Origin of the sequence: Synechococcus sp. A10-1-5-9 (assembly GCF_047716785.1) — a bacterium.
Taxonomy (GTDB): domain Bacteria; phylum Cyanobacteriota; class Cyanobacteriia; order PCC-6307; family Cyanobiaceae; genus Synechococcus_C.
Window position 1 is genome coordinate 1,749,631 of record NZ_CP180406.1, and the last position, 26,210, is coordinate 1,775,840.

At 57.7% G+C, this 26,210-nt stretch carries 30 protein-coding genes; 10 read left to right on the forward strand and 20 right to left on the reverse strand.

From position 1 onward, the window contains the following. From ACLM45_RS09495 to ACLM45_RS09505, 3 genes are all read right to left on the reverse strand, one after another. Nucleotides 1-1,020: an RpoD/SigA family RNA polymerase sigma factor gene (locus ACLM45_RS09495; protein WP_415408983.1), complete on the reverse strand. Its 1,020-nt coding sequence runs from the start codon at nucleotides 1,018-1,020 to the stop codon at nucleotides 1-3. 175 nt (nucleotides 1,021-1,195) lie between these two features. Then, nucleotides 1,196-3,334, reverse strand: a complete 2,139-nt coding sequence (ppk1, locus tag ACLM45_RS09500) for a polyphosphate kinase 1 (RefSeq protein ID WP_415408985.1) — start codon at nucleotides 3,332-3,334, stop codon at nucleotides 1,196-1,198. Nucleotides 3,335-3,432: 98 nt separating this feature from the next. Further along, complete coding sequence (locus ACLM45_RS09505) at nucleotides 3,433-4,656, reverse strand: tetracycline resistance MFS efflux pump (protein WP_006042722.1); 1,224 nt, start codon at nucleotides 4,654-4,656, stop codon at nucleotides 3,433-3,435. A gap of 46 nt (nucleotides 4,657-4,702) precedes the next feature. On the opposite strand from ACLM45_RS09505, the gene ACLM45_RS09510 reads away from it, so the two are divergent. Beyond that, nucleotides 4,703-5,161 carry a GNAT family N-acetyltransferase gene (locus tag ACLM45_RS09510; protein ID WP_415408987.1) on the forward strand — a complete coding sequence of 153 codons (459 nt, stop codon included), beginning with the start codon at nucleotides 4,703-4,705 and terminating at the stop codon, nucleotides 5,159-5,161. Here the strand turns inward: ACLM45_RS09510 and ACLM45_RS09515 are convergent. Together ACLM45_RS09515 and ACLM45_RS09520 are read right to left on the reverse strand one after the other, a co-directional pair. After that, entirely contained in the window at nucleotides 5,131-6,192 is a 1,062-nt protein-coding gene (locus ACLM45_RS09515) for an anthranilate phosphoribosyltransferase family protein (protein ID WP_415408989.1), read from the reverse strand. The genes ACLM45_RS09510 and ACLM45_RS09515 overlap by 31 nt on opposite strands. 82 nt (nucleotides 6,193-6,274) lie before the next feature. Further along, complete coding sequence (locus ACLM45_RS09520; RefSeq protein ID WP_006042725.1) at nucleotides 6,275-6,445, reverse strand: hypothetical protein; 171 nt, start codon at nucleotides 6,443-6,445, stop codon at nucleotides 6,275-6,277. Between the two features lie 148 nt (nucleotides 6,446-6,593). Here ACLM45_RS09520 and cynS point away from each other — a divergent pair, with 148 nt between their 5' ends. Next, nucleotides 6,594-7,076: a cyanase gene (gene cynS, locus ACLM45_RS09525; RefSeq protein WP_415408990.1), complete on the forward strand. Its 483-nt coding sequence runs from the start codon at nucleotides 6,594-6,596 to the stop codon at nucleotides 7,074-7,076. A gap of 73 nt (nucleotides 7,077-7,149) precedes the next feature. Here the strand turns inward: cynS and ACLM45_RS09530 are convergent, their stop codons facing one another. The 5 genes from ACLM45_RS09530 to ACLM45_RS09550 all read right to left on the reverse strand — a co-directional run bounded on the left by ACLM45_RS09530 (nucleotide 7,150) and on the right by ACLM45_RS09550 (nucleotide 11,029). After that, nucleotides 7,150-7,875, reverse strand: a complete 726-nt coding sequence (locus tag ACLM45_RS09530) for a HEAT repeat domain-containing protein (protein WP_415408992.1) — start codon at nucleotides 7,873-7,875, stop codon at nucleotides 7,150-7,152. 5 nt (nucleotides 7,876-7,880) lie between these two features. Beyond that, the gene (locus ACLM45_RS09535) at nucleotides 7,881-8,768 is read right to left on the reverse strand and encodes a formate/nitrite transporter family protein (RefSeq protein WP_415408994.1); all 888 of its coding nucleotides are present in this window, start codon (nucleotides 8,766-8,768) and stop codon (nucleotides 7,881-7,883) included. 30 nt (nucleotides 8,769-8,798) lie between these two features. After that, nucleotides 8,799-8,993 (reverse strand): hypothetical protein, encoded by a 195-nt coding sequence (locus tag ACLM45_RS09540; protein ID WP_415408996.1) that lies wholly within the window; start codon nucleotides 8,991-8,993, stop codon nucleotides 8,799-8,801. A gap of 28 nt (nucleotides 8,994-9,021) precedes the next feature. Further along, a complete protein-coding gene (locus ACLM45_RS09545) occupies nucleotides 9,022-10,563 on the reverse strand; it encodes a ferredoxin--nitrite reductase (RefSeq protein ID WP_415408998.1) in 1,542 nt (513 codons plus the stop codon). Nucleotides 10,564-10,813: 250 nt separating this feature from the next. Beyond that, nucleotides 10,814-11,029 carry a hypothetical protein gene (locus tag ACLM45_RS09550; RefSeq protein WP_415409000.1) on the reverse strand — a complete coding sequence of 72 codons (216 nt, stop codon included), beginning with the start codon at nucleotides 11,027-11,029 and terminating at the stop codon, nucleotides 10,814-10,816. 27 nt (nucleotides 11,030-11,056) lie between these two features. Between ACLM45_RS09550 and ACLM45_RS09555 the strand changes: the two genes are divergently transcribed. Both ACLM45_RS09555 and cobA read left to right on the forward strand, forming a co-directional pair. Then, nucleotides 11,057-11,713, forward strand: coding sequence for a DNA mismatch repair protein MutS (locus tag ACLM45_RS09555; RefSeq protein ID WP_415409002.1), 657 nt, complete (start codon nucleotides 11,057-11,059; stop codon nucleotides 11,711-11,713). Beyond that, on the forward strand, nucleotides 11,710-12,498 hold the full coding sequence (cobA, locus tag ACLM45_RS09560) for a uroporphyrinogen-III C-methyltransferase (RefSeq protein ID WP_415409003.1): 789 nt from the start codon (nucleotides 11,710-11,712) through the stop codon (nucleotides 12,496-12,498). Before ACLM45_RS09555 ends, cobA begins: the two co-directional genes overlap by 4 nt. A gap of 5 nt (nucleotides 12,499-12,503) precedes the next feature. Here the strand turns inward: cobA and moaB are convergent, their stop codons facing one another. Next, complete coding sequence (moaB, locus tag ACLM45_RS09565; protein WP_415409005.1) at nucleotides 12,504-13,034, reverse strand: molybdenum cofactor biosynthesis protein B; 531 nt, start codon at nucleotides 13,032-13,034, stop codon at nucleotides 12,504-12,506. Nucleotides 13,035-13,079: 45 nt separating this feature from the next. Between moaB and ACLM45_RS09570 the strand changes: the two genes are divergently transcribed. Both ACLM45_RS09570 and ACLM45_RS09575 read left to right on the forward strand, forming a co-directional pair. Beyond that, complete coding sequence (locus ACLM45_RS09570; RefSeq protein WP_006042736.1) at nucleotides 13,080-13,343, forward strand: MoaD/ThiS family protein; 264 nt, start codon at nucleotides 13,080-13,082, stop codon at nucleotides 13,341-13,343. A 3-nt stretch (nucleotides 13,344-13,346) separates the two neighbouring features. Then, on the forward strand, nucleotides 13,347-13,799 hold the full coding sequence (locus ACLM45_RS09575) for a molybdopterin synthase catalytic subunit (RefSeq protein ID WP_415409007.1): 453 nt from the start codon (nucleotides 13,347-13,349) through the stop codon (nucleotides 13,797-13,799). Nucleotides 13,800-13,812: 13 nt separating this feature from the next. Here ACLM45_RS09575 and glp read toward each other — a convergent pair whose 3' ends face one another. The 4 genes from glp to ACLM45_RS09595 are packed head-to-tail and all read right to left on the reverse strand — an operon-like array spanning nucleotide 13,813 to nucleotide 15,975. Next, nucleotides 13,813-15,084 (reverse strand): gephyrin-like molybdotransferase Glp, encoded by a 1,272-nt coding sequence (gene glp / locus ACLM45_RS09580; protein WP_415409009.1) that lies wholly within the window; start codon nucleotides 15,082-15,084, stop codon nucleotides 13,813-13,815. Beyond that, on the reverse strand, nucleotides 15,065-15,541 hold the full coding sequence (moaC, locus tag ACLM45_RS09585) for a cyclic pyranopterin monophosphate synthase MoaC (protein WP_006042739.1): 477 nt from the start codon (nucleotides 15,539-15,541) through the stop codon (nucleotides 15,065-15,067). The genes glp and moaC overlap by 20 nt, the downstream gene beginning before the upstream one ends. Before the next feature lie 22 nt (nucleotides 15,542-15,563). Next, the gene (locus tag ACLM45_RS09590) at nucleotides 15,564-15,788 is read right to left on the reverse strand and encodes a hypothetical protein (RefSeq protein ID WP_415409011.1); all 225 of its coding nucleotides are present in this window, start codon (nucleotides 15,786-15,788) and stop codon (nucleotides 15,564-15,566) included. Between the two features lie 25 nt (nucleotides 15,789-15,813). Further along, complete coding sequence (locus ACLM45_RS09595) at nucleotides 15,814-15,975, reverse strand: hypothetical protein (protein WP_006042741.1); 162 nt, start codon at nucleotides 15,973-15,975, stop codon at nucleotides 15,814-15,816. A gap of 107 nt (nucleotides 15,976-16,082) precedes the next feature. Here ACLM45_RS09595 and ACLM45_RS09600 point away from each other — a divergent pair, with 107 nt between their 5' ends. Beyond that, nucleotides 16,083-16,550: a nitrate reductase associated protein gene (locus tag ACLM45_RS09600; RefSeq protein ID WP_415409013.1), complete on the forward strand. Its 468-nt coding sequence runs from the start codon at nucleotides 16,083-16,085 to the stop codon at nucleotides 16,548-16,550. Here the strand turns inward: ACLM45_RS09600 and ACLM45_RS09605 are convergent. Together ACLM45_RS09605 and ACLM45_RS09610 are read right to left on the reverse strand one after the other, a co-directional pair. Beyond that, nucleotides 16,531-18,759: a molybdopterin oxidoreductase family protein gene (locus ACLM45_RS09605; protein ID WP_415411405.1), complete on the reverse strand. Its 2,229-nt coding sequence runs from the start codon at nucleotides 18,757-18,759 to the stop codon at nucleotides 16,531-16,533. The genes ACLM45_RS09600 and ACLM45_RS09605 overlap by 20 nt on opposite strands. An 80-nt stretch (nucleotides 18,760-18,839) precedes the next feature. Continuing rightward, nucleotides 18,840-20,408, reverse strand: a complete 1,569-nt coding sequence (locus tag ACLM45_RS09610) for a NarK family nitrate/nitrite MFS transporter (protein ID WP_415409015.1) — start codon at nucleotides 20,406-20,408, stop codon at nucleotides 18,840-18,842. A 253-nt stretch (nucleotides 20,409-20,661) separates the two neighbouring features. On the opposite strand from ACLM45_RS09610, the gene ACLM45_RS09615 reads away from it, so the two are divergent. From ACLM45_RS09615 to ACLM45_RS09625, 3 genes are all read left to right on the forward strand, one after another. Continuing rightward, complete coding sequence (locus ACLM45_RS09615) at nucleotides 20,662-21,246, forward strand: molybdenum cofactor guanylyltransferase (protein ID WP_415409017.1); 585 nt, start codon at nucleotides 20,662-20,664, stop codon at nucleotides 21,244-21,246. After that, on the forward strand, nucleotides 21,243-22,286 hold the full coding sequence (gene moaA, locus ACLM45_RS09620; RefSeq protein ID WP_415409019.1) for a GTP 3',8-cyclase MoaA: 1,044 nt from the start codon (nucleotides 21,243-21,245) through the stop codon (nucleotides 22,284-22,286). The genes ACLM45_RS09615 and moaA overlap by 4 nt, the downstream gene beginning before the upstream one ends. A gap of 83 nt (nucleotides 22,287-22,369) precedes the next feature. Then, the gene (locus tag ACLM45_RS09625) at nucleotides 22,370-22,861 is read left to right on the forward strand and encodes a hypothetical protein (RefSeq protein ID WP_006042749.1); all 492 of its coding nucleotides are present in this window, start codon (nucleotides 22,370-22,372) and stop codon (nucleotides 22,859-22,861) included. On the opposite strand, the gene ACLM45_RS09630 is transcribed toward ACLM45_RS09625, so the two are convergent. The 3 genes from ACLM45_RS09630 to ACLM45_RS09640 are packed head-to-tail and all read right to left on the reverse strand — an operon-like array spanning nucleotide 22,849 to nucleotide 26,182. Next, entirely contained in the window at nucleotides 22,849-23,748 is a 900-nt protein-coding gene (locus ACLM45_RS09630) for a transglutaminase family protein (protein ID WP_415409021.1), read from the reverse strand. The genes ACLM45_RS09625 and ACLM45_RS09630 overlap by 13 nt on opposite strands. Continuing rightward, a complete protein-coding gene (locus ACLM45_RS09635) occupies nucleotides 23,733-24,716 on the reverse strand; it encodes an alpha-E domain-containing protein (protein WP_006042751.1) in 984 nt (327 codons plus the stop codon). The genes ACLM45_RS09630 and ACLM45_RS09635 overlap by 16 nt, the downstream gene beginning before the upstream one ends. After that, entirely contained in the window at nucleotides 24,710-26,182 is a 1,473-nt protein-coding gene (locus ACLM45_RS09640; protein WP_415411406.1) for a circularly permuted type 2 ATP-grasp protein, read from the reverse strand. Before ACLM45_RS09640 ends, ACLM45_RS09635 begins: the two co-directional genes overlap by 7 nt. Nucleotides 26,183-26,210: the final 28 nt, after the last annotated feature.

Consider the following 26,210-nt stretch of genomic DNA (forward strand, 5'->3'; position numbering starts at 1 on the left):
TCAGGCGGCCTGCTGCTGATCGGTCATGGTGCGCAACTTCAGAATTGCTTTTGCTTCAAGTTGGCGAACGCGTTCCCGGGACACGTTGATCTGACGACCGATCTCGGCCAAGGTCAGTGGCTCGGCTCCATCGAGTCCAAAGCGCAAGCGAAGAATCTTCTGCTCCCGCTCGTTGAGCTGGGACAGCCAACCGCCGAGATGCTCCTTCTGAATACTGCGATCCATTCCCTCCATCGGCTCATCACCGTTGGGGTCTGGGATCAATTCTCCAAGTGTGCTTCGGTCCTCTTCCCCCCTTGCGTGGGCATCGAGGGATGCACAGGGAGCACTCTGAGCGATCAGTTCTTCGAGATCGCGTGGTGCGATCCCCATCGCGTTGGAAAGTTCCAAGCGATTGGGTTGACGGCCGAAGCGATGGGAGAGTTCTCTGGTGATGCGACGCATCTTCGAGAGCTTCTCGCTGATGTGAATCGGCAAACGGATGGTCCGTGCGCTGTTGTCGATGGCCCGGGTCATTCCCTGACGGATCCACCAGTAGGCATAGGTAGAAAATTTGTACCCCATAGCGGGATCAAATTTGTCTACGGCTCTCTCCAGGCCAATGGCACCCTCTTGGACAAGGTCCAGGAGTTCAAGACCCTGATTCTGATATTTCTTGGCAACACTCACCACAAGGCGAAGGTTGGCCGCCATCATCCGATCTCTGGCCCGTTTGCCCATGCGAATGCGATGACGTTGCCGCGGTGTGCGTTCGTCCTCTGGAACATCCAACAGCTCCTTCATGGCCTGAACGTGGTGTGCCAGTTCGATCTCCTCTGCAGCGGTGAGGAGAGGCACACGGCCGATGCTGCTGAGGTAGTAGCCAATTGAATCAGTGGAGAGACGACCAACTTGTCGACTCGATCGATTGGCGGTTTGACGTGAGCGCAGACTTGTATTGCGCTGGCTTGTAGCCGGCAATGCAGGTTCCGTGGACGAGGACTTGGAAGCCTCGACCTCGGATTCCAGAGGGATCCCCATCACCCTGAACTCCTTAATTAGATTTGAGCGCAACTTAGCACTCGCCGGCGAGTGCAGCCTCGATAAAACGAAAGTTTTTCTATAGCTGTAAATTAACAGGATAAGCGCGTTGCAAGAGCTAAGAAAGAGGCGAGGTTTTCATCATTTTTTGTGACTGATTTGACCGAATTTCAAGTCAGTCATCCGAGGCGGGAACGCCTTTCTTCCAGGTTTCGATGAGTTGAAGTTGGGAATTTCTCTCGATGTCCTCGGGATTTCGTTGTGTGAAATCACCGTTGCTTTGCATATCAAAAGCTCCGCGGTTGTCATCGAGATACACCTGCAGCAGTCGTTCGAGTTGTTCGCGCAATGCCGGCTCTTCGATCGGGGTGACCGCTTCCACACGTCGGTCCAGGTTGCGGGGCATCCAGTCAGCACTGCCGATGAAGACCTCAGGGCTACCGCCGTTCCCAAACCAGAAGATGCGTGAGTGTTCCAGGAAGCGGCCGATAATGCTGACCACGTGGATGGATTCACTGAGCCCTTTGCGGCCAGGGTAGAGGCAACACATTCCGCGGATGATCAATTCGATCGTGACGCCTGCTTGTGAGGCTTCATACAGCAGGGCAATGATTCCAGGATCCACTAGGGAGTTCATCTTGGCTCGGATGTGGCCTCCCCGACCCTGCTGGGCATGTTCGATCTCTCTGCGGATCAGATTCTCCATTCCCTTACGCAGGGAAACGGGAGCGACAAGAAGCTTGCGGAACCCTTGTTGTTTGGAGAAACCAGTGAGGTAATTGAACAGCTCCACGAGGTCTTGGCCCAGCTCAGGTCGCGCGGAGAGAAGACCGAGGTCTGTGTAGAGCCGTGAGGTTTTGGAGTTGTAATTTCCTGTTCCAATATGCACGTAACTCCGCAGGCGTTCTTTCTCCTTACGGACCACCAGAACAATTTTGGTGTGGGTCTTCAGACCCAGAACTCCATAGACAACATGCACGCCGGAACGTTCCAGGTGCTTCGCCCATTGAATGTTGTTGTCTTCATCGAAGCGGGCCTTGAGTTCCACCAGGGCCATGACCTGTTTTCCTTTCTCGGCGGCACGAATCAATGCGGCGATGATCGGTGAATCCTTGGAGGTGCGATAGAGGGTCATCTTGATGCCCATCACCAGTGGATCGTCGGCCGCCTGGTTGATGAATTCCTCCACGGATGTAGAAAACAGGTCGTAGGGATGGTGCAGCAGAACGTCGCGGCGTCGCACCACCGAAAAAATGCTTTCGAACTCCTCTTCTTTGAGGGAGCCGTCCTCCAACATGCTTCGCTGGGCACGCCCGAGGATGGCGGGAGTCAGTCCTGAGTGGCTTTCATCCTTGAGTTGCGGAAGAGGAATCGCCATCAGGGCGAAGAGGTCATCCAGGCCAAGGGGGCCATCAATTCTGTAGAGGTCCTCCTCCTCAACGGACATTCCCTCCATCAGCATCTCGACCACGTCCTGGGGCATTTCATCGGCAACCTCCAGGCGCACGACCTCGCCGCCCATTCGGCGTTTGCGCAAGCCCTGCTCAATGGCGATCATGAGGTCATCGGCCTCGAGATCCCTCAATTCCAGGTCCGCATCGCGGGTGACTCGGAAGAAATAGTGTCCTTCGATGGACATCCCAGGGAAGAGCAAGCTCAGGTTGAACGCCACCACCTGCTCCAGCGGCACGGCGGTGTGAAGCGGTTCACAGTCACCGCTGGCGAGATCGGCGGGAATGGTGACGAAGCGGGGCAGGATCTTCTGAGGCACCTTGACCCGGGCGAGCTGCCGTTGACCGCTTTGGGGGTCGTGGATCAGAGCTGCCACATTCAGGCTCAGATTGCTCACGAACGGGAAGGGATGAGCCGGATCAACGGCCAGGGGGGTGAGGACAGGAAAGATCGCTGTCTGGAAGTAGTTGTCAACCCAGAGCCGTTGACGTTCGTTGAGCTGTTCGTAATCCAGCAGATGGGCACCATGCTCGAGAAGCTGGATCTTCAGGCGGGAGCGGTAATGCTCCTGTTGTTTGTGCAGCAGTGGGGTGAGGTGCTCGCGGATCGTGTGGAGCTGCTCGATGGGTGTGTGTCCGTCTTCGCTGAGTTTTTCGATGCCTGCTTCAACCTGGGCCTTCAGGGAGGCCACCCTCACCATGAAGAATTCATCGAGGTTGTTGCTGAAAATGGCGCTGAATTTTGCTTGTTCCAGCAGCGGTGTCCGCTCGTCCAATGCCTGAACGAGAACCCTTTCGTTGAAAGCGATCCAGCTGAGCTCCCGGTTGATGTAAAGATCGGGGGAAAGCACTTTGTCACTCATGGCGTGACCAGTCGAGGAGCCGGCTCGCGCAACGTAGCAATCGTGAACCCGCTGGAATGTGTTCTGGAAAGCGTGCTCTGGGATGTGGTGCTGTCCCGTCAGTCACTTCGACGGAGGCGAGGCGTTCCCCCTACCAGCAGGGTCACAGCGATCAGCAGGCCGGCACTCCCCAGAAAAGGACTGGTCTGTCCCAGCAGGTCATAGCTGAGTCCTGCTAGGGGTGGACCCAGAAAACTGCCGAGACTCTGAAGCGCTTGCAGGCTGCCGAGGGCTGCCCCCTGACCTTCTGAGTTCAGTCGCCTGGACACCAGGCTGCGCAGGCTTGGCGTCACCAACCCGGTGCCAGTTGCCAGAATCGCCACAGCACTGAAAATCCCTGCTTGCGCTTGTTCCGCCGACGTTGCTGGAATCAGCAAGCATCCCGTGACCACAAGGCTTAAGCCGATCAAGGTGAGTCGCCACTCGCCCAGACGTTTCACTAGCGGGCCGATCAATCCACCCTGAACCACGGTGGCCACGATGCCAACGATCAGAAATGCTGTGCTGGCCAATTCGGGGCCCCAGTTGAACCGCTGTTTGAAATAGAGCACCAAGATGGCGGTGAAGCCGTTGAACGCCAGGAAAAAAAGGAAGAAGCTTAGGCAGAGCCGCCCGACAATGGGATTGGCTGTGACCTTGGCGACCTGGGCAAAGGGATTGAGATCCCGTTTGCGCGGCATGGCCTTGCGTTCCTCTGGAGGATGGGTTTCTGGCAGCAGTCTCAGAACCATGAAGAGGTTGACGAGCGCGAAACCGGTGGCGGCCCACACCGGCACGGTCACGTTGATGCGTGCGAGCTGTCCGCCCAGGAAGGGCCCCACGATGAATCCGAGCCCGAAGGCCACACCGATGAGGCCGAACGCCCGGGCCCTCTGCTCGGGAGGCGTGATGTCGGCCAAGACGGCACTGGCGGTGGCGGCGGTTCCACCGCTCACGCCATCGATCAACCGCGCTAGAAACAGCAGCATCAAAGGCAGGGAGGCACCGGCTGGCCAGTCGAGGCTCACAGTGAGGGCGAACAGACCCAGGCCCAGCACCGATCCACTGACGCATGTGGCGATCACAGGCCGACGGCCGAAGCGGTCACTCAGGGCTCCGATTAATGGGGTCGCGGCGAACTGGGCGAGGGCATAGCTCCCTGCCAGCAGTCCAAGGGTGCGCCCGTCGGCATTGAAGCTCGCCAGCAGGAAGGGCAGCAGCGGAAACACGATGCTTTCGCTCAGCCGGTCGTTCAGGAGCGTGAGGAATGCACTCAGCAGGGTGGGGATCCGGGGACGCTGCAATCTGGCTGCTTTTCACAGGAGACTCACATTCCCACAGGCCACGGCGATGGCTTTACGACCCATTCGTTCCGCGGATGCCCCTTTGCTTCGAGAGATCTTTGCGGACGCTATTGAGAGCCAGGCCCCAGGCCTGTACACACCAGATCAAATCAGAGCTTGGACGTCTCTGGCCTGGCTTCCTGGGGTGCTGGATCGTTTGTTTCGAGACGGTGACGGTTGGATCAGCGGAGAGGGTGCGGCTTTTGCCATGCGTCAGCCGCAGGACCGGCTGGCTTTGCTGTACTGCCGCGGACGGGCGTCACGCCAGGGCCATGGCACGACACTTGTGAAAAGGATTGAGTGCGATGCCCGTGCCGATGGGCTGGCGCACATTCACGCAGAGGCGAGTCTGTTGAGTCGTCCCTTGTTGGAGCGATGTGGCTGGCGGTTTCTGAGGCACGAGACCTTCACGGTCGCAGGCGTGCCATTCGAGCATCACCGGATGGAAAGGCAGCTGCACAGCTGATCGAGTTGCTGCAGGGCTTGGCCCTTGTCCATCACGGTGGTGGCCATGTCCAAAGCCCTTTCCAGGCTATCGCTGAGGCCAGCAAACCAGAGATAAACACCGGCGTTCCAGCGCAGAGAGTCTCGAAGTGGTCCGCGGTTTTGCAATGCGTCCATGGCCTGGGCCTGCCAGGTGGTGAGGTCAGTCCACTCCACATCGGTGGCATGACAGCCGTGATCCCTTGGATGCAGGATCAATCGTTGTGTTTGGTCCCCATGCACCCGGGCAGTGATGCAGGCCCGACCAATGGGCAGATCGGTGCCACCTTCCAACCCTTTCACGGTGAAGAGATCCGTTTCACCGGCCAGTTTTAGTGCCTCCCATGCCCGGCTTTCGGTGGGGGGGTGGACGAATCCACTGATCAGACGATGATCGCCTTGATGGGCGGTCCAGAGCAGTTCGAGACTCGCCACTGGGGGGCGTTTGCCCAGTTCATCCCTGTAACTGATCAAACTCTCGGCGATTGCAAAGTGATCGGGCTGGTGGATCAGGGCAAACCCTTGGTTATGCAAGCCGTCCTGAACAGTCTCCAGCGGCAGTCCACGAAGATCGAGCCCGAGGCTTCGAAACAGCTCGATCGCCGTGATGCCGTACTTGATCGGCATGCGCTCACCGCCTTGAAGCACCACAGGCTGGTTGCAGCTCAACAACACGAGGGTGGTGAGGGGATAAATCGGTGCTGTCCGAGTGCGCCCGTCATAGGGCATGCAGAAGCACATAGGCGATCGTTGTCCCGGGGCACTGTGCAGAACCGGACCAAGTTTCCGGTATGTATCGAGCATTCCAGTGAGTTCCTGGGGCTCGGGACGGCGGATCCGATGTGCAATTAAGAAGGCACCGATTTGGGCCGGTGTTGCCTCCTGGTACAGCATGAGTTCAAGGGCATCAGCCGCTTCTTCGCGGCTCATGCCCTTGCTGGTGTGTTCACCGCTCCCAACTTTGCGAAGGTGTTGCTTAAACCGTTCACGACCACTGGGAACAGTGCTTGTCACGTGTGGTCAAGCGGATTAGTTGAGTGTTGAGCAGCGCGGAGGCCGTAGAGGTAGTTGTTGATACCAAATGCGACAGGGGCGATCATGGAGAGTCGAAATACGACAATCCGGCGAAACTGCCGTGAAGCGGGTGGTCAGGATTTTGGCGACCTTCGGCGTAATACAGCCGTTCAAGAATCAGGCTGGATGCCCCACTGGATTCAAGTTGTTGGCTGAAAAAAAGTGAACTGAAAGAACGGAAGAGAGTGCTCATTCTATGAAGTCGATGACTTTCAATACAGCAGATCTACGTGAGCACTGATGTGCTCAATGCTTCAAAACTGGATTGTCGTTTTGGTCGTCATTGATGCTTTTTGGGGGCCATGGCTGCGGGATTCTGTTTTTGTAAATGTCTTGTTGACATGACCTCCTCCACACTGACGACGGCATCTCTCTCTGCGCCTTCGCCGAGCACTGTCACAGCCAGTTTGATGGCAGCAAAGAAATCCAAAGGCATGAGCTTTGCTGATCTGGGATCCGCGCTCGGGCTTGATGAAGTTTGGGTGGCTTCTTTGTTTTACGGACAAGCCACCGCATCACCAGAGGAAGCTGAAAAGCTGTCGTCACTGCTCTCTTTGGATCCTGCAATCACCGCAGCAATCCAGGAGTTTCCCACGAAAGGCAGTCTGGAGCCGGTGATTCCCACCGATCCGCTGATCTATCGCTTCTACGAAATCATGCAGGTGTATGGAATGCCGCTGAAGGATGTGATTCAGGAAAAATTCGGTGATGGCATCATGAGCGCCATTGACTTTACCCTTGAGGTTGACAAGGTTGAGGATCCTAAAGGTGATCGAGTGAAGATCACCATGTGTGGAAAGTTTCTGCCTTATAAAAAGTGGTGATCGCTTATGAAATGAAGTGAGCCTTTAAGGACAGCGAGTGGATTGATGCCCGGCACTGCCGGGCTTTTTATTGTCAGCTGCGGAATTGTTGGTTGAGTTGACGATGAGCTAGTTCTTGGCGTGTTGGATCCTCAGGTGAGGTACTGAGCTCTTGCAGTAACCGTTGACTGACTGGAGTGGCAATACAGCCGAGTGCTCGGAAGGCTGCTTCAGCAATCACCAAGGAATTGCTCCGACACAGTTCTGCCAGGCATTCGCTGATTGCTTCACCATCCCGACGCTGAAGTACACGAATGGTGGAGATCACGAGTGGATCGCGACAATCATTCAGCAGATCTGCGCAATAAGCGAGGAGCTGTTGATCCGTGAGTGTGTGAGCACGGAAGCTGATCAGCTGCAGGCCGGTCAGACGATGTTGGAGTCCGGGGTGCTGCAGGCAGGCATGCAGAACTGATTCGGGAACGTCGGCTCCCCAGCACGCCAGGGCCTGAAGCACACAGAGATGATCGTCGTTCAGATGACTGGGTTCATGCAGTCTCTGAAGGAGCCAGTCCCGGGCCTCGCGTTGATGGCACAAGCCTGCAGCGAGGATTAACTCGTTCTGGTCACCGTGGCGATGCAGGAGACGCAGGATGATCGGCCAGCCACGGTCAGCGAGGGATCCCAGTTTTTCGCAGAGCGCTCTGCGTAGATCAGCAGAAAGGCTGGAGGAGTAGGACTCCTCCAGCCAGGAAGGCTCCACTGGAGCCCTGCGTGATCGTGACAGCCGCTCCCAGAGAATGGCTTCGTCAACACTCATTGGGCTCAGCGCGCTCCCAGTTCTGCTGCGAGTTCGCGCTCCAGTTTCTCATCGTGTTCCTTCGGAAGCACGTTGTCCATGGTGGTGCGGTGGGTGCTGTAGAAGAGCATGCCGATGAACACCATGCCGCCCACGATGTTACCAAGAGTGACGGGAAGGAAGTTCCAGAAGATCACCTTGGTGTAAGGAACGCCAGAGCCAAGGATTGGTCCCGCTGTGTGCAGAAACTGATTCACCACGATGTGTTCCATTCCCATCGATTGGAACGCAGTGATTGGAAGCCAGCAGGCCAGGATCTTTCCTGGAACGCTTTTGCTGACCAGTGCCATGGTGACGCCGAGGCATACAAGCCAGTTGGCAATCACGCCGCGAAGGAACGCCAGGAAGAAGCCCATGCTTCCCAGTGCTTCATACTTTTTCTCAACGTTGATCTTATTAAGAGCCATGATTTTCTGAGCCACAAGGTCCCAGATCGGCGCGCCGACATTATCGGCTGCTCCATCCATGGTCCCGCTGGTCAGGCTGATCGCCATGATCAGTGCGACGACAGCAGTACCGATCCAGTTACCGATCCACACCCAAGTCCAGTTGCGGAATGTGGCTCCCCAAGTGCAGCGACCGGCCCAGGTGGCCATGGGCAGCAGAGCGAAATTACCGGTGACCAGTTCCATGCCGAAGAGCACGATGCTGGCGAAGCCGAAGGGAAACAGCAAGGAGCCGACAAAGGGCGCCTTCACGGTGATGCCAACGGTGAGTGCCAGGATCACTGCCAAACCAAGGATGGCGCCTGAATAAAAACCACGCAGCAGCAGATCTTTGACGCTGACGCTCGACTTTTTGCCGCCGGCGGCAATCATGCCGTCGACAAGTTCATTGGGGAGAACGTAATCCATCAGTCTGTTTCAGAAGTTAAGTGTGTGAAGTCAGCTAGAGATGCGGTTCATCAGTTTTGAGAAGAAGTCCTTGCCACCATCGTTGTGAGTGATGGTTTTGGGCGCAGTTCCTTGGGCGCTCAGCCAGTTAACAAACTTGGAAAAGATGTCGGTTGGTTCTGCCATTGTTAGAGAAGGTGATACGTTTTGAAGTGTGACGGCCGTGACTTCAAAAGGAAGCGTCACGGCCGTGCAGATTCAATCAAAAGGGGCCTCAGCTTTTGGCTGTTGCTCCGAATTGCTCGACCAGAAGATTCTTCAAAACGGTTTTGATTTGGTCGGCAGGAATCGCTTTCTGTTTCACTTCACCCACTGTTGGATTTTCCCCTTGGGATCCACCAGTGGTGAGCATGTAACCCTCACCCATCACACCGTCGCTGTTTTTGGCTTTGGTTCCGGTGAGTCCGATGGCGCCCATAAAGGCCTGACCACAGGTGTTTGGACACCCTGTCCAGTGGATTTTCACTTCTTCAGAAAGGTTGAGCTCCTGGTCAAGCTCTTGGGCGATCTTTAGGGCCTGGTCTTTGGTGTTGGTCAGGCCGAAACTGCAGTATGTGTTTCCTGTGCAGGACACCGTTCCCGCTGCAATGGACCCTGGCTCTAGTGGAAACCGTTGCAGTAGAGGATCAGCTTTGAACGCTGGAATGGCCCCATTGGGCAGGCCCACCATGATCACGTTCTGATCTTCGGTGAGCCGCACTTCTCCACTGCCGTACTCAAGGCTTGCAGCGGCGAAGTCCTGCAGATCCTGAGCCGTTAGGCGACCCACTGGGACATGAAGGCCTGCAAACGACAATCCTTCCTGTTTCTGGGGATGGATTCCGTAATGAGAACGGGGCGTGGTGGCAAAAACAGAACCTGGATCCGGGGTTAAAGGTCCAAACAGTGTTTCGACTTTCGATCGGAAGGCGTCAATTCCCAGTGCATCCAAGTAGAAGCGGAAGCGACCTCTAGGACGTTTATCCCGTTCACCGTTGTCTCTCCAGAGTGAAATCACAGCATCGGTGATGCGGCAGATTTCATCCGGCCTCACCCAGGCATTCAAGGGTATGGCGTAGGCGTTCATTTGAGATGAAAGGATGCCACCGACCCAGACCCCGAAGCCCATCTCGCCATCCCGCTCGACGGGATGGAAGACAATGTCGTTGTGGAGGAGAAAATTATCTTTGGCGCCTGCGACGGCTGTATTCCATTTACGCGGCAAGTTGGAATAGTCGGGATTGCCTTGACAGCTGTTGGTTAGAAAGTTCTGAAGTTCAGTGGTGTATGGACGGGTGTCGACAATCTCACTGGGATCGATTCCAGCGAGAGGGTTTCCGGTGACATTGCGGGGGTTGTCAAAACCTGATTGGATCGAGCTGAGTCCTGCTTCCTTCAGGCGTTTCAGGATTTCGGGTAGGTCATTGAGCAATACTCCGCGAAGTTGCAAATTCTGACGCGTTGTGATGTCGCAACTGCCGCTTTCGCCGTAGCGCTCAACGATGGATGCGACGACACGAAGCTGTTGGGCTGAGAGAACACCATTTGGAACTCTCAGGCGCAGCATGAATTGCCCAGGGGTTTTGGGTCGCCAAAACATTCCATACCATTTCAAACGCAGTTGGAGGTCAGTTTCGTCAACCTGTTCCCAACCAATTTCGGCAAATTTTTCGATCTCAGGTCCAACTAAAAGACCGTCTTTGGTTGCCTTGTTCTGCTCGATCTTATTGAGCTTCTTGCCGTCCAGATAGGGTCTAGAGGGAGAGCTGATCGTCATGATCTTTTAAAAGAAAGGACGGACTGATTACTCCAAACAATGCGTGAATCAATCGATAATGGACCCATGGTCCAAAAGCGTGTCAGAACGAAAGTGACGCTTAGATGTAGTGAACTGGTTCGTACCGTTGCTGTCGGTAGCAATTCGAACAGTTTTTAAGCCCTGCTCAGCTCTGGGCTGGCAGACCAAAGTGTTGCTTCGGCTACACCTTGGAAGCATTGGCAGCCGTAGAAGGCTTTCCTCTGCTTCTTCAGTATTGGCGTCCAACTTCGCCAAGCATTCGCACAGCTCCGTGCCTCAGCATCTGCCACACCCGTTTCATGGCGGCGAAGTCCCGGTCCAGTTCGCTTTGAAATCGGTCCCCGTCCTGCCGTCGCTGGCTGTTCGGGCGATAACGTTTATCAATACGCTTTCGTTCGAAACGCGCCTCCATTGCGGCACGGTTGGAGTATCGACGGGAGGGCATGGAGGTCAACTTGGTCATTACACACCGATGACAACAGCCGCCCCTGCATCGAGGGCGTGGCCATTGCTACCAAACAGTGTTTCGAAGCCTCAACGTGCAATCCGTTTGGTTGTTCATGGCCGTGCCGGTGGCGACGTTCCAGTCGCACTGCGACGGCTTTGTCAGTCCGTGCACTCGCGTCGCCAGGCTCCTGTCGAGCTTGAGGTCCTCACCGGGGGTCCAACCCCCGCCCGATCAGACGAGTCCCTTTGGCTTGTGCCGATGCTGCTTTGGCCTGGTTCGCATGCGCGTATTGATGTTCCGATGATCCGCACTCGCCTCCGGACGGAGGGCCAGAACGTCACACTCCTGCCGTTTCTGGGTGCGTGGACCAGCTGGTGGACCTTGGTGGCTCGTGCGCTTCAACTGCATCCATCAACGGGTGTGCTGATTCATCACCCACTCCGCCCAGGCTTGGCTGACCGCTTCTTGGCCCAGCTATCGGTCCGTTTGGGACGTCCACTGGTGTCGTTTGATCAATGGCCCGAGTATGAACGGCAGCACCCAGATGCTCAGCCGCTCACCCTGGCGCTGGCTCCAAACCGGATGACGGAGTCCCTGGGGGAGGCTGGAGAATGGCCCCCTCTGCTGGACCATCCCCTGATCCGTCAGGGCCTGATCGATTTGCTTGTTTCCCTGCCGTGACCGCTGCTGACCGTTCTGGAATTGTCTATCTCGTTGGTGCTGGTCCGGGAGACCCCGAGCTGCTCACGCTGAAGGCGCACCGTCTACTGCAATCCTGTGATGCGTTGGTGTACGACTCGCTCGTGCCACGGGAGGTTCTGGATCTTGTGCCAGAACACTGTGAACGTCACTTCGTGGGGAAGCGGAGGGGTCACCACTCCGTCCCGCAGCCGAGTACGAACGCCGTGCTGGTGGAGCTGTCGGCACGTCACGCCTGTGTGGTTCGCCTCAAAGGTGGGGACCCTTTCCTCTTCGGTCGGGGTGGCGAGGAAGCGGCGCATCTCGTCAAACATGGCGTGCGGGTGGAGGTCGTGCCTGGTGTGACCGCTGGGATTGCTGCACCGGCCTATGCGGGTATTCCCGTCACCCATCGGCGCGCAGGGTCTTCGGTCACGTTCGTGACGGGCCACGAAGAGATTGACAAGCGACGCCCGTCGGTGAACTGGCGTTCCCTGGCGTCTGCGAGTGATGGTCTCGTGATCTACATGGGGCTTCATAACCTGCCGCGCATCGCTGATGAGCTGATGGCTGGTGGGCTCAGTCCCGACACTCCTGTCGCCGTGATTCAACAGGGAACCGTGGCCGGACAGCGTTGTCTTCAGGCCATGCTGTCGCAGATCGCAGAGCGGGTGCGCCAGGAACAGTTCGCGTCCCCGTCCATCGTGGTGGTCGGCGATGTGGTGAAGGAGCAGATCAGCGCCTGTGCTCCCGAGCCTGCGGCCGTCACGATGCCAATCCCCTTTTAAAGAGATCAGGCTGGATGGTCGGATGATTCTTTCAGGCGCGTCCGGATCTGCGCCAGGTTGCAGGGTCGAGTTTCCGGATCGAGCTGCGCTGCGATCAGTCGGTCCCAGGCTGTGGTGACGGCATCCAGGGATCCCGGCAACACGAACACAAACGTACCGTTGGCGACCCCAGCGAGACAGCGGCTCTGCAGTGTGCTGGTTCCGATGGATTCAAATGAGAGCACACGGAAGAGTTCGCCAAAGCCTTCCATGCGTTTGTCCAGAAGCGGGCTGATCGCTTCCGGGCTCCCATCCCGTCCCGTGAGCCCTGTGCCACCGGAGGTGATCACCACATCCACGATCGGATCAGCGATCCACTGGCTCACCGTTGCTCTGACCCGATAACGGTCGTCAGCACAGAGCTCACGGCAACACAGTTGATGGCCTGCGTTCACCAGACGTTCCTGCAGTCGGTCTCCGCTTGGATCCGTTGCAAGAGTTCGGCTGTCTGAGATCGTCAACAGGGCGATGGACAGCACGCGGATTCTGCAGGGCATCGGACGCGGTTAACGCTAGAACCTTGACGGTGAACCGTTCTGGTCATGGGTGAGATGCGAGTCAGTGGTGCGTGCACGGTTCAGGTGCTGCTCTTTGCGTCTTTGCGTGACAGGGCCGGCTGGTCGAGCCGACCGTTCACCCTTTCATCGCAGACGGGGTGCACAGCACGCGACATCTGGCAGCTGCTCGATCTCGGTGCTTGGCCCAATGGTGTGCGTGTCGCCGTCAATCAGAGCTTCGTCTCCGAGCATCATCCGCTCGCGGAGGGAGACGAGCTGGCGTTTCTTCCCCCATTCACGGGAGGTTGAAGGATGGACATTCCATCCGATGAAGTGCATGTCGCCATTCATGCCCAACCGTTTTCCGGAACGGATCAGCTGCATGACTGGCTTCAACGCGCAGCCTCAGCCGCTGCGGCCACGGCCGTGTTCATGGGGCATGTACGGCCTGAAACCATGGACGGTGCTCCGCTAGAGGCTCTGGAACTCAGCCACTACCCAGGCTTGTGCGAGCGCCTGCTGGTGAGCCTGGTCCAACAACAACTGCGCGATCACGGTGCACAGTCCGCCCTGGTGTTGCATCGAGTCGGCCGGCTGTCCCCGGGCGAGCTGATCGTGTTGGTGGCTGTCAGTGGAGATCGTCGGGGACCGGTGCAACGCTGCTGCTCTGACTTGCTCGAGTCGTTGAAACACAAGGCACCGTTTTGGAAACGGGAGTGGAGTGGTGGTGTTGGCACATGGCTTGCGGCGAATACTCCGCTCTGATCCCGTTGACATGTCAAAGAATTCGTCGCCGCAGCAGTTGGGCCCATAACCGTTGACCGGTCTCTAATGGGCCCGAGTCCGCGGGAATTTCCACGAGGAGATCCGCGTTCTGCAGAGATCCAATGCGCGAAGAGGCTTGGGACCCATCGATGCGGGCGAGCAGTTGTCCATCTGGGCTGCAGTCCAGTGAGGCCCGAGCTAGTTCCGGTCGTCCGGGTTTGCGCCGGTAGGGCGCGGCCAAGTGCACGTGCACCCTGGGCAACAGTTCAGGATTCTGCTGACCTTCAAGGATTTGCAGGGCTGGCCAGAGCAGCTGCAGAGCGGTGATGGTTGCTGCGACAGGGTTACCCGGCAAGCCGAACAATGGCACTGCATCGCCGACCCAACCGAAGGCGAAAGGGCGCCCTGGCTTCAGAAAGAGTTTCCAGAACTCCACCTGGCCAAGTTCCTGCATCAGAGGTCGGATCCAGTCACTGTCTCCTGCCGAGACGCCACCGGTACTCACGATCACGTCGCAGCTCGCGGCCAGATCCAGGATGGCTTTTTTGAGAAGGTGGCATTCATCGGCGACCAGCCGGCACTCCACCGCTGGGTAGCCGAGACGTTCAAGCATGCCTCGGATCAGCGTGCTGTTGCTCTCCCAGATCGCTCCGTTGCTGCGTTCCTCCCCTGGTGGAACCAGCTCATCGCCCGTGACCAGAACGCCGATCTGAGGTCGTCGATGCACGTTCACGTGGGAGATGCCGCAACTCGAGGCACGTCCAATGTCGGCCACACCGAGCCGTTCCCCAGGGGCAAGGAGCAGGGAACCCTGGCTGCATTCATCATCTGCGGGTCTGATCCACGGGTTGGACGATGCCTCCCTGATCAGGCGGATGGTGCTGTTCTGATTGGCAACCAATTCCTGGGGAAGAACCCATGCAGCTCCTTGCGGAAGCGGCGCCCCCGTGAGGATCCGGATCGCTTCGCCGCGATGCAACGTTTGCTGGTAGGGATCAGCAGGCGCCGAGCGCCCTACCACCGTCCAGCTGTCTTCGGCGTTGGGTTGGCAGTCTTGGCCCAAGGCATACCCGTCCATGATCGACGCGCGAAACCCAGGCACATCGGCCGGAGCCAGGACAGCGTCGGCAATCACCCTGCCTAGAGCGTCTTGGAGAGGCACCACCTCGGAAGTGACTGGTGTCAGCCGGGTTCGGCTGGCTCTCAGTGCATCCAAAATCCGTTGGCGTGCTTCGTCGAGTGGAAGGCCTTCACGGCCATAGGGTTCAGCGCTTCCAGTGGCCATGGCGACCCCCGTCTTTCTCGAGCAAGTGAATCTGTCGGATCGACATGCCTGGATCCACCGACTTCAACATGTCGTAGAGGGTGATCAGCGCGGTTGAGACCGCTGTGATTGCCTCCATCTCCACACCGGTCTGCCCTGTGGTGCTGCAAGTGGCCTGGACACGCAGTCCAGGTAACTCCTGGGCAGGTTTGATCTCCACCGTCAGTCCACTAATCGGAAGTGGATGACAGAGAGGAATCAACTCAGCTGTTTTCTTTGCCCCTTGAATGCCAGCGATGCGGGCCACCGCAAAAACATCCCCCTTCGGAGTGGTGCCGTTGAGGACGGCCTCCAACGTTGAAGTGAGCATCAGCAGTTCGCCAACTGCGGTCGCCGTGCGTTTGGTGACGGCTCTGTCGCCGACATCCACCATGCGCACCTCACCGTTTTCGGTGAGGTGCGTGAGTCGCTCAGACATGCAGGCCGAAGGCTGATCGATTTCAGTTTGATTCGGTTGTGCCCAGAACGGACCACATTGCGGCCTGTGAGGCGATCACAGGCTCGACATTGCTTGCTTGGCCAGCGTTCAGGGAAGTGCGAGCTGCCGAGGCTTGGCTGCGAACCATCTGAACAGCAAGGGAAGCGACGATGAAAGCTCCGATGAATCCAGCAGCGATGGTGATCGGGCTGCGAACGACTTGGCTGGAGGAGGCGCTGAAGGTCATCCTTGAATTGACGCGAATTAGAGCATCATGGAGACAGGCTGTAAGAACCGTTACCGAACGCACTGAAAGTTTTCAAAGTTGTTCCCTGCTCCTGGTTGATCACAAGCAGGCCGGAGGCCAGCCCTTCGGATGCGAGCCAGCCATGGGCAGAGCCAAACAACAATCCAAGGGAGAGGGCGAAACGCATCCGATTGGTCAGTGAATGAACGAAGCTTCGATGGTGCTGATCAAACGCTTCGTCGTGGATGTCACTGTTTTGAGCTAAAGAAGAAAAAACGGTTGTTCCTGATACCAATGCGCCGGCAACCTGATCAGTCGCGGCATTGTTATGCCTTTGAACAGGATTTCATTGGTTCCTGGCGCTGCATTCCTCTGTGTGTCCGCCGCAAACTCGATCTGGCCGGCGTCAAGCTCAAGCTCAGCCACTGGCTTGCGATGTCTCAGGAGCAACGCCAGGCGTTGGTGGATTGGAACGATGGGGCCCAAGAGCTGACGCGGATGCGCGATCACTTGCGCGTCTGCACCGCTGCCATGGCTGATGGGGTTGTGAAGGATCTCCCGCCATGCACGCAGGAACCCTGGCAGCAATCAGATGCTTTGCCTGAGTCTCTGCTGGAGGCTGCGAGGACGCGGCAGGTTCAACTGTCACTGCATCACTGGAGGGATCTCTGCGAATTGGACCGTTTTGCGCTCTGCAAGTTGGCGCGGCCCGGCCATGATCACCACAACCTGGACGCCGCATTCAACGAAGTGCTGGGGTGAGCAGCCGCCGCAGGTTCTCCAGAACGCCTGTGTCCTGTTCCGTCGGTTTCACAAGCGATACCGCTGGAGCGACTACCACGGCAGAGGCTTTTAGTTCCGGTTGTTTGGAGATCGGACAGGCCTGATCGTGCATGAGGGCATTGGCTTCGCAGGCTTCGGCCTGAGTGAAGCCCCAATGCATTGGTAGGAACACTGATCCCACGCGGATCCGCTCCGTCACGCAAACCCGCGCGGTGAGCGTGCCTCGACGGGATGTGATGGCTGCCAAGCCGTTGTCTTCCAGACCAAAGCGCTTGGCATCGCTGGGATGCATTTCAAGGCTGGGTTCGGGATGCATGGCGTTCAGGCGTGCGACCTTGCCCGTGCGCGTCATTGTGTGCCATTGGCCGAGATAGCGACCCACTGTGAGCACCAGCGGGTACATCTCGCAGGGGGGTTCTGCCAGACCCAGGGGACTGTCCTTTTGAAATCTGGCCCGACCACTGGCAGTCGGGAATCGTTTCTTTTCGTAGAGACGCTTGGAGGTTCTGGTTGGGCCTTCACCCTTGGGATAAGGCCATTGCTGCGGGCCATGCTCCTTCAGCAGGGAGTGACTAAGACCCGACATGTCGCAGACGCGGGCCGCCGTGAGAGAGGTGAACTCCTCATAAACCTCTGCGGCGGAGTTGTAGGAAAACTGGTCGACGAAGCCGAGTCGTCGTCCGAGTTCTGCAAACACTTCCCAGTCCGCTCGGCTGTCGCCATGGCGGGGCCTGAACGCTGGGCACAAGGTGACCCGCCGCTCTGAATTGGTCATCGCTCCGCTCTTTTCACTCCATTGGGCTGCCGGCAGAAGCAGATGGGCGTAATGAGACGTTTCAGTGTCGGCATAGGCTTCGCTCACCACCACGAGCTTGCAGCGTTGCATCGCGGCTTTGACGCGTTCGAGGTCCGGCATGCTGACCAGTGGGTTCGTGGCAGCTACCCACCAGAGATCGAGCTCCCCCCGTTCCATCGCTTCCACTTGTTTCCATGCGTCCAGTCCTGGTTGGGCAGCAATGGATCCAGGGGCAAACCCCCACGCTTTCTCAACCGCGTGGCGGTGCTCCGCATTGGTGACCAATCGGTAGCCAGGAAGCAGATGGGCGAGGCCGCCGGCTTCGCGTCCACCCATGGCATTCGGTTGACCCGTGAGTGAGAAGGGGCCTGCACCAGCTTTGCCGATCTCCCCGGTGAGCAGGTGCAGGTTGATCAGCCCTCCCACAACGGCGGTTCCCTCTCGCCGTTGGTTCACGCCCATCGACCAAAGGCTCAAAATCCCTTCCTTTCGGCTCCAAAGCCTTGCCACTGAACGCAGGTCTTTTTCGGCGATGCCGCAGAACTTGCTGGTTTTTCCTGGTGTCCAGGCCTTGATTGTTTGGGTGAACGCTGCGAAGCCTTCTGTGGCGCTATCGATGAAGTCGCTGTCGAAGCCATTGTCCTGAAGCACCAGGCGCGCCAGGCCATGCAGCAAGGCGAGGTCGGTGCCGGGGGCAAGCGCGAGGTGGTAATCGGCAATTTTTGCTGTATCGGTGCAGCGGGGATCAATCACAACGATGGTGAGTCCCTTGGGATCACGCTTTTTGCGTTTCAACAGGCGTTGGAACAGCACCGGATGGCAGTCGGCTGTGTTGGTGCCGATCAAGAAGGCTACGGAGCAGTGATCGAGATCCTCGTAACAGCAGGGCGGACCGTCGGAGCCGAGACTGCGGGTGTAGCCAGCTACGGCTGAACTCATGCACAGCCGTGAATTGGCATCGAAATTATTGGTGCCGAGGGCGCCCTTCAGCAGTTTCTGAGCGATGTAGTAATCCTCGGTGTGAAATTGCCCGGAGCCGTACATGGCAATGGCATCAGCCCCCTTGCTGGCCAAGGTGGAACGAATGCGCTCGGTGAGCAGGTCGAAGGCGCTGTTCCAGCTGATGGCCTGGAACGGATCTGCCAGTGTTGCTCGGTATAGAGGCTGGCTAAGGCGACCTTGTCCCAGGGTCTCTCCAACCGTGGCACCTTTAATGCACACCTGTCCGTGGCTGGATGGGTGCTCGCGATGACCGCGTGCACTCCACATCGGATTACCTTCGGCGTCCCGCTTTACCGCTTTTCCGGCTTCTCCTGGAGGCAAGAGGTCCAGACCGCAGCCAACGCCGCAGTAGGGACACTGACTTTGCACAGACGCGGTGGTAGGCGACATGGCAGCAATCCGATGAATTGAGAAACCCCCGATGCCAGCGGCATCGGGGGTGATCACCATCCGAAGATGGAGCTGAGTTGTTAACCAGCCATCGAGGGAGTGCCCTCAGTGGCGGTTTCACCTTCGTGCAACTCAGCGAAGGAGCCCTTGGGTTCCTTCAGGAAGAAGAAGCAGAAGAACGCGACGATCAAACCAGCAATTCCCAGGATCTGGAAAAAGGCACTGTTGGATGCTGCAATCGTTTCTGGAGTTGGTTCACCAGCACCGCCCATCCAAAGCGGCAGCAGGCTGAAGATGGTGAGATAGGTCACCGCACCAACGTTTCCGTAGGCACCAACCAAGCCAGCCACCTGTCCGGTGACGCGACGTTTGACCAGGGGCACCAACGCAAAGGTGGCGCCTTCTCCGGACTGCACAAAGAAGGAAGCGAGCATGGTGATCAAAACGGCGATCACGATGCCGGTGCTGCCAGTAAAAGTTCCGGGCTTGATCAAACTCATGATCAGATAACCAATACCCAGCCCTGCGGTGAGGAAACCCATGGTGTTTTTGCGGCTGCCGAGTTTGTCAGAAATCAGACCGCCAGCTGGACGAGCCACCAGATTCACAAAAGCGAAGCAGGAGGCAAGAATTCCAGCCGTTGCTTTCGGCAGATCAAACGTGGTTTCGAAGAACGTGGGCAGCATGGAAACCACGGCCAGTTCTGAACCGAAATTCACGATGTAAGTCAGCTCAAGAATGGCAACCTGTTTGAACTCATAACGATCCTCCTTGGGGTACACCTTGGTCCCCATGATCAACTCTCGGTTGGTGCGGACGATGCCCCAGGTTTGAAAAACAAACCAGACCAAGACCGCAAGCAGAGCGAGAGGATAGGTGGATGCGTTGAGGAATCCAACTTTTTGAAGTCTCCAGCACAACACGCAGAGAATGGCTGCGAAGGGAACATTCATTCCCAGAAGTCCCCAGAAATCACGCATGCTGGTTACTTCAAGGCCTGCCGTTCGCTCAGGGCGCTGATAGACCTTCCCGGGTGGTGTGTCAGCCACATTGAAGTAGTAGATCACGCCATAGATGGCTGAGATAATTCCCGTCAGAGCGATGGCACCGCGCCAGTTCAGAACGGCTCCGGTTGGCAATTCGAAACCACCGGAGAAGGAGAGCCATCCAGCCAAGCCGACCAGTGTCAGTGCAGAGAATGCGGATCCGAAGTTTCCCCAACCCCCATAAATGCCTTCAGCGAGACCAATTTCTTTGGGGGGAAACCATTCGGCCACCATGCGGATGCCGATCACAAATCCAGCGCCAACGATTGACAGCAGCAGACGAGCCACCACCAACTGATTGAAATCCTGCGCAGATGCAAACATCAGACAGGGGATCACCGAAAACACCAACAGCGTGGAATAGGTGAGCCGGGGACCAAATTTGTCGAGCAGCATGCCGATCAGCACACGTGCAGGAATGGTGAGGGCCACATTGCAGATAGCCACAGTTCGAATCTGACCAACCGTCAGGCCAAGATCGGCTTTCACGGTGGTTGCTAGAGGAGCGAGATTGAACCAGACAACAAAAGTAAGAAAGAATGCAAACCAGGTGAGATGCAGTGTCCTATATCTGCCCTGGAATGACCAAAGTTCGCCAAGCATGGGGTTTGGTTGGGATGAAGAGTCAAACCCCGGCTTCGAAAAGAATGCGCTCAGGATTCAAAATGCGGCGCTAATGCAGACCGCGTCTTCATTGCACCATTCGCAGTGCCTCCATCCGGTTGTATTTGCTACTAAAAATTGGGTGTTGCTAAGTCGCTGCAAGCGTCACAAAAGACCTTGATGACAAAAAGTAGTTGTTGTTACAGAAGTGTCTTCCCAGGGAAGTGATAGGTGGCTCATTCATTCCTTGTCGATGGCTCGTTCGCTTCGTGCTGTGGTCTTTGCAGGAGGTGCCAGCGAGAGAATGGGAACAGATAAAGCCCTGCTTCGCCATCCCAATGGCGACAGCTGGTTGGTTACAACGGTCAGCCTTCTGCGCTCAGTGGATCTTGAGGTAACGGTGCTCAGTGGTCATGGCAGCCACCGGAAATGTCTTGCCGGTCAACCCGGCGTGACTGTTCAAGCTGAGCCTTGGGCACCGGCAGGCCCTTTGCAGGCCTTCGGTTGTGTGTTGTCCGAACGGGAGGATGAAGCATGGCTCACGCTTCCTGTGGATATGCCTGGTCTTCGCCGCAGCACGCTTCTGTCCCTCTTGCAGCATTGGCGCCGGGCCGAAGGCCTGGCCTTGGTGGCAGAGGGTGGTGATCGCTTACAGCCGTTGTTCGGTGTGTACCCCTGTGGAGCGAACAACAGAACCGCACTCGATCAGGAGCTGGCCGAGGGACGCGGCAGATGGTTCGGTTGGTTGGAACGAATTGACTACACCACGTTCCTTTGCCCAGACCAGGATCTAATCAATGCGAACGGGCCAGATGATCTGGCAGCGTTGATGCGATGAGCGACTTACCAGCTGAGTTCGATCAATGGAGCCGACCATTCGGCGTTCTGAGGATCTCCTTGACGGCCCGCTGCAACTTGGCCTGCCCGTATTGCTGCCCGGACCAAAAGGATCCACCGGGATTATTGAATCTTGATCAGCATCTTCGTCTGATTCGTGTTGCCAGCGGTTTAGGCATCCAGACGTTGCGCCTGACGGGAGGTGAACCCCTTCTCAGCGATCGCTTGTTGCCACTGCTTGAGGCGTTGGCGGCAGGCCGTGCTGACGCCGCCGATCCCCTTTCTCGGTTGCGAGACGTGGCGTTGACCACGAATGGGGTGCTGCTGACGCCGGAGAAAGCCCTGGCCTTGCGGGCCGCCGGTTTGGATCGCATCACGGTGAGCCTGGATGCCCTCGAAGGAGCGGTGGTGGCCAAGATGGCTGGTCTGCGTGGTGGGCAAGGCGCCGGTGATCGGTTGGTTGAGCAGGTTCTCGGAGGACTCACCGCTGCGCGCCGCGCTGGCTTTGACCCTGCAAGCGGAGGGCTCAAGCTCAATGCCGTGATGCGACGAGGACTGAATGACTGCCAATTGCTGCCACTGGTGAAGCTGGCGCGGGACCGAGGGGTGGAGCTTCGTTTGATCGAATACATGGACGTGGGGAATCGCAATGGCTGGACTTCAGATCAGGTGATCTCAGCGGAGGAGATGATTCAGCGCATCGATGCGCATTGGCCTTTGCAGTCGATGTCGCGGCAGTCGGGTGCTACAGCCCGCCGATGGCGTTACGTGGATGGTCGAGGTTGCATCGGGGTGATCGCTTCGATCACTGAACCCTTCTGTGGGGACTGCAATCGTTTGCGTGTGACGGCCGATGGTCAGGCCTACACCTGCCTGTTTGCCCCTGAGGGCACGGACCTTCGTCCTTTTTTGCAGAGCGAGGAGGCCTTGAAGGCTGTTCTTCGTGGGCTCTGGCGGCAACGCCGTGATCGCTACAGCGAGGAGCGTCACTGGAGCAACGAATCAGCCCGTCATGCGGAGATGGCCTATTTGGGTGGCTGAAGCGTTGCCGATGCCACCGTTTTCCTTGGTTGAGGCCACTACAACTCACTAGTTGTTGTTTGCCGTCAAAAGACGCATCGGGGATGTTCGAATTGCTGTCCTATGAGCGCTTCCGCGACACACCAGCGGTGCGTTTCTTTGACGTGACGGTGGAAACGTCCAATGCCCGTGATCTGGTGATTCACAGCGGGCCTGCAATCAGTCCGCCCGATGATCCAGACAGCGGGGCCTGGCAGTTCTATTTGCATCCTCATCAGGAAGACAATCTTTTAGCGGCCAGTGGTGGCCGTACTTTTTATCTGGTGAATCTGGCTTGGACGAAGCCGTTTCACATCGTACGTCTCCAAAGTGGTGGCGACATCTTGCGCATTCCACCCGGTACCTTCCATCGCTCGGTGTCGGACCCAGATGGTTCCGTGGTCCTCAACCAAGCGGTTCGGGAGGAAGGGGTGTCGTTGGTGCAGGAGTTCCGGGTTTACAACAGTGCACGCATTCCGGCTCTGATGGCTGTGACATCGATCCAGGCCCCACCGCCGCGTTTTCACGGCGTGGAACCCTTGGCTCAGGCAGCCTGAATCAAGGGTGCGACGGGTGCTGATAGGGGTTCGGGCTCCACAACGGCTTCAATGGTCCAGGTGAGTTTGCTTTCAGTGGCCACAGGGCCACTGAATGTTCCCTGAACGGCTGCGGTGAGATCGGGCTTCGAGGAACTGGCCAGCACGATGTAGCGCGAGGTTATTTCCCCACCGGCGCTCGGATCAAAGCCACGCCATCCGGCACCTGGTAGATAGATCTCGGTCCAGGCGTGCAGGTCGTACTGCTCAGGGGCAGGTTCAGCCAGGTGATAACCGCTGACAAATCGAGCCGGAAGGCCGACGCTTCGGCAGCACTCCATCATCAGCATCGCTAGATCGCGGCAGGACCCAACGCGTTCGCGCAGGGTGCGGCCCGCCGGCCAGGCCGGGCCTATGTGGCGCTGGGTGTACTTGACCCGGTCGCGAATCATTTCCATCAGTTGCTGAAGAAAGGGCAACGCCTGCTGGTTGCCTCCCATCAACGCGTCCTGAGCCAGTTCCACCGCTGAAGGATCATGTTGGCCATTGGGTAACCAACCCTCCAGGGCACCTAATAGGTCGTGGTTCAACTGGCCCCTTGGGTAGGGAAGTGGCGGCTCAAGGCCGTTGAAGCAATCGAGAAGAGGAGCTGCTTGCCGGGTTTCCACCAGGCTCCTGGCGTCGATCTGAAGCGAGGCGGTCGACCCTTGGAAGCGCACTCGCTCGATTGCATCACCACTGGCTGCCAGAAGCTCATGGCTGTGAACAGGAACCGGTGAGATCTGCAGCGAATGCTGAATCAGGCGTTGATGGCCCTGAGCACGGGGTCGCAGACAGAGGCGGTGTTCCCCCAGTTGTACCGGAGCCTCATAGCGGTACGTGAGACGGTGGATCAGCTCAGCGCGCATGACGGGTCGGTGGGAATGGAGCCGAAGTCGGTGGTCGTGAAGTAACGACGGTGGATGAGTTCATGCAGCTTGTTGAGGTCGCTTTGCAGTTGATCCACGGCCTCATGCAGTCCCCGTTCAATCACAGCATCGATGCGGACAAAGCTCCATTGGGCCAACAGTTGGCCACGCAGGCACTCCAGATCATCCGGGGGGCCTGCATGGGGACCCGCATGAATGCGCTCCAGCGTGGCGTTGATCTCCTGCAGACAGAAGCGGACCGAGCGGGGAAAGATTGGATCCAGTAGCAGAAATCGCGCCACCGACACTGGTGTGATCGCCTGCTGAACGCTCTGGCGGTACATCTGATAGGCCCCAGCTGTCCGCAGCAGGGAGATCCACTGCAATTCATCGAGAACCCCGCCCACCTCCGTTGGCGTCGGCAACAGCAGGAAGTACTTCACATCGAGGATGCGGGAGGTTTTGTCAGCCCGTTCGATCAGCCGCCCCAACTGGCTGAACAGCCAGGCCTGATCGCGACTGAGAGTCACATCGGTAATGCCATAGAAGAGCTGGCAACCGCGACGGATACTGCGCAGTTGCTCCTGATCCGGTTCCTGCCAGAGCGCCTCGCCGTCTTGAACATTCCAATAAAGATCATTGAGTTGTTCCCACATTTCTGTGGTGATCACATCGCGGATCTGGCGAGCGTTCTCACGGGCATTGGCGATGCAACTCACGACGCTGTTGGGGTTGTTGCGATCCAGTAGCAGAAAGCCAACAACATCCCTTGGACTTCCCAGGGGATAGCTTTCGTCAAAGCGTTGACGGTCTCCATTGGCATCGACCAATGGAAGCCAAGGCTCAGCGCTGCCGGGGGGGCAGTCTAGGGCCATGGCTTCGCTCACTTCTAGAAATCGGGAGATGTTTTCGGCCCGTTCGACATACCGGTTGATCCAGTACAGCGAATCGGCCACACGGCTCAGCACGGTACGAGCTCCGGTTTCTCGGCCGTTACGGCACTGTCGCTGACCACCCAGGTGTCCTTGCAGCCACCACCCTGGGAAGAGTTCACCACCAGGGAACCGCGTTTCAGTGCCACTCGAGTCAGGCCGCCGGGGCTGACCCAGTCGCTCTTACCTCGCAGTACATAGGGGCGCAGATCCACATGGCAGGGGTACAGCTCTCCTTCACTCAGGGATGGAACTGTGGACAGCTGCAGGGTGGGCTGGGCGATGAAATTGCGCGGGTGTGCCTTGATCTTCACCGCGAAGCTCTCAATCTCCTCAGTGCTGGCGTGAGGCCCGATCAACATTCCATAGCCGCCGGCTTCGGCGACTGATTTCACCACCAGCTCGTTGAGATGCTCAAGCACAAAACGGAGGTCGTCGTCCCTTGAACAGAGATAGGTGGGGACGTTGTCAATGATCGGTTCTTCGCTGAGGTAATACCGGATCATGGCCGGCACGTAGGCATAGATCAGCTTGTCGTCGGCGACCCCGCTCCCAGGGGCGTTGGCGATGGCCACCCGACCAGAGCGCATGGCATCGATGAGCCCGGGGACACCGAGCATCGAATCACGCCGGAAGACGTTTGGATCGAGGAAATCGTCATCGATGCGCCGGTAGATGACATCCACAGGTTCCCGGCCAGCAGTGCTGCGCATCCAGACGCGTCCGTCCTCGCAGATCAGATCGCGGCCTTCCACCAGGGCAATGCCCATCTGCTGGGCCAGATAGCTGTGCTCGAAGTAGGCGCTGTTGAACACGCCGGGGGTGAGCAGTACCACCCTGGGGGCATCACTCCAGGGGGCCAGATCCTGCAGCGTGCGCAAGAGATGGGAGGGGTAATCGTCGATCGGCTGCACTGTGCGGCCCGCAAACAGGCTCGGGAACAACCGTTTCATCACCCGGCGGTTCTCAAGGAAATAAGCCACGCCGGAGGGGCAGCGCAGGTTGTCCTCCAGAACCCTCCAGGTGCCGTCGCCATCGCGGATCAGATCCAGACCGGAGATATGGCACCAGCGATTGAGCGGCACGGTGATGTCCTGCATCTGGGGCCGCCAGCCCTGGGAGCTCTCCACATCCTCACGCGGGATCACGCCATCGTTGAGGATCCGTTGGGGTCCATAAACGTCCGCCAGAAACTGATCAATGGCCTCCAGGCGTTGCACCAATCCGCGCTCCAGAACGGACCATTCCTGGCGGTGAATGAGTCTTGGCAGCGGATCGAAGGGCAGAATCCGCTCTCCGCCATGCAGACCTGATCCGTTGAGTCGGAAGGTGGCGCCGAGGCGTCGTAACAGGTTGCTCGCTGAGGCGTGACTGCGATTTAGCTCCGCCAGCCCCATAGCGCCGAGGGAGGACAGAAGTGGCTCCAGATCAGCACGGGGAGCGGACTGTTCGCGGCAGAAATATTCGTCGTACCCCTCGGTTGGTCGGTACTGGGTGAACATCGCCTGAGTAATTAACACCCTCATCCAA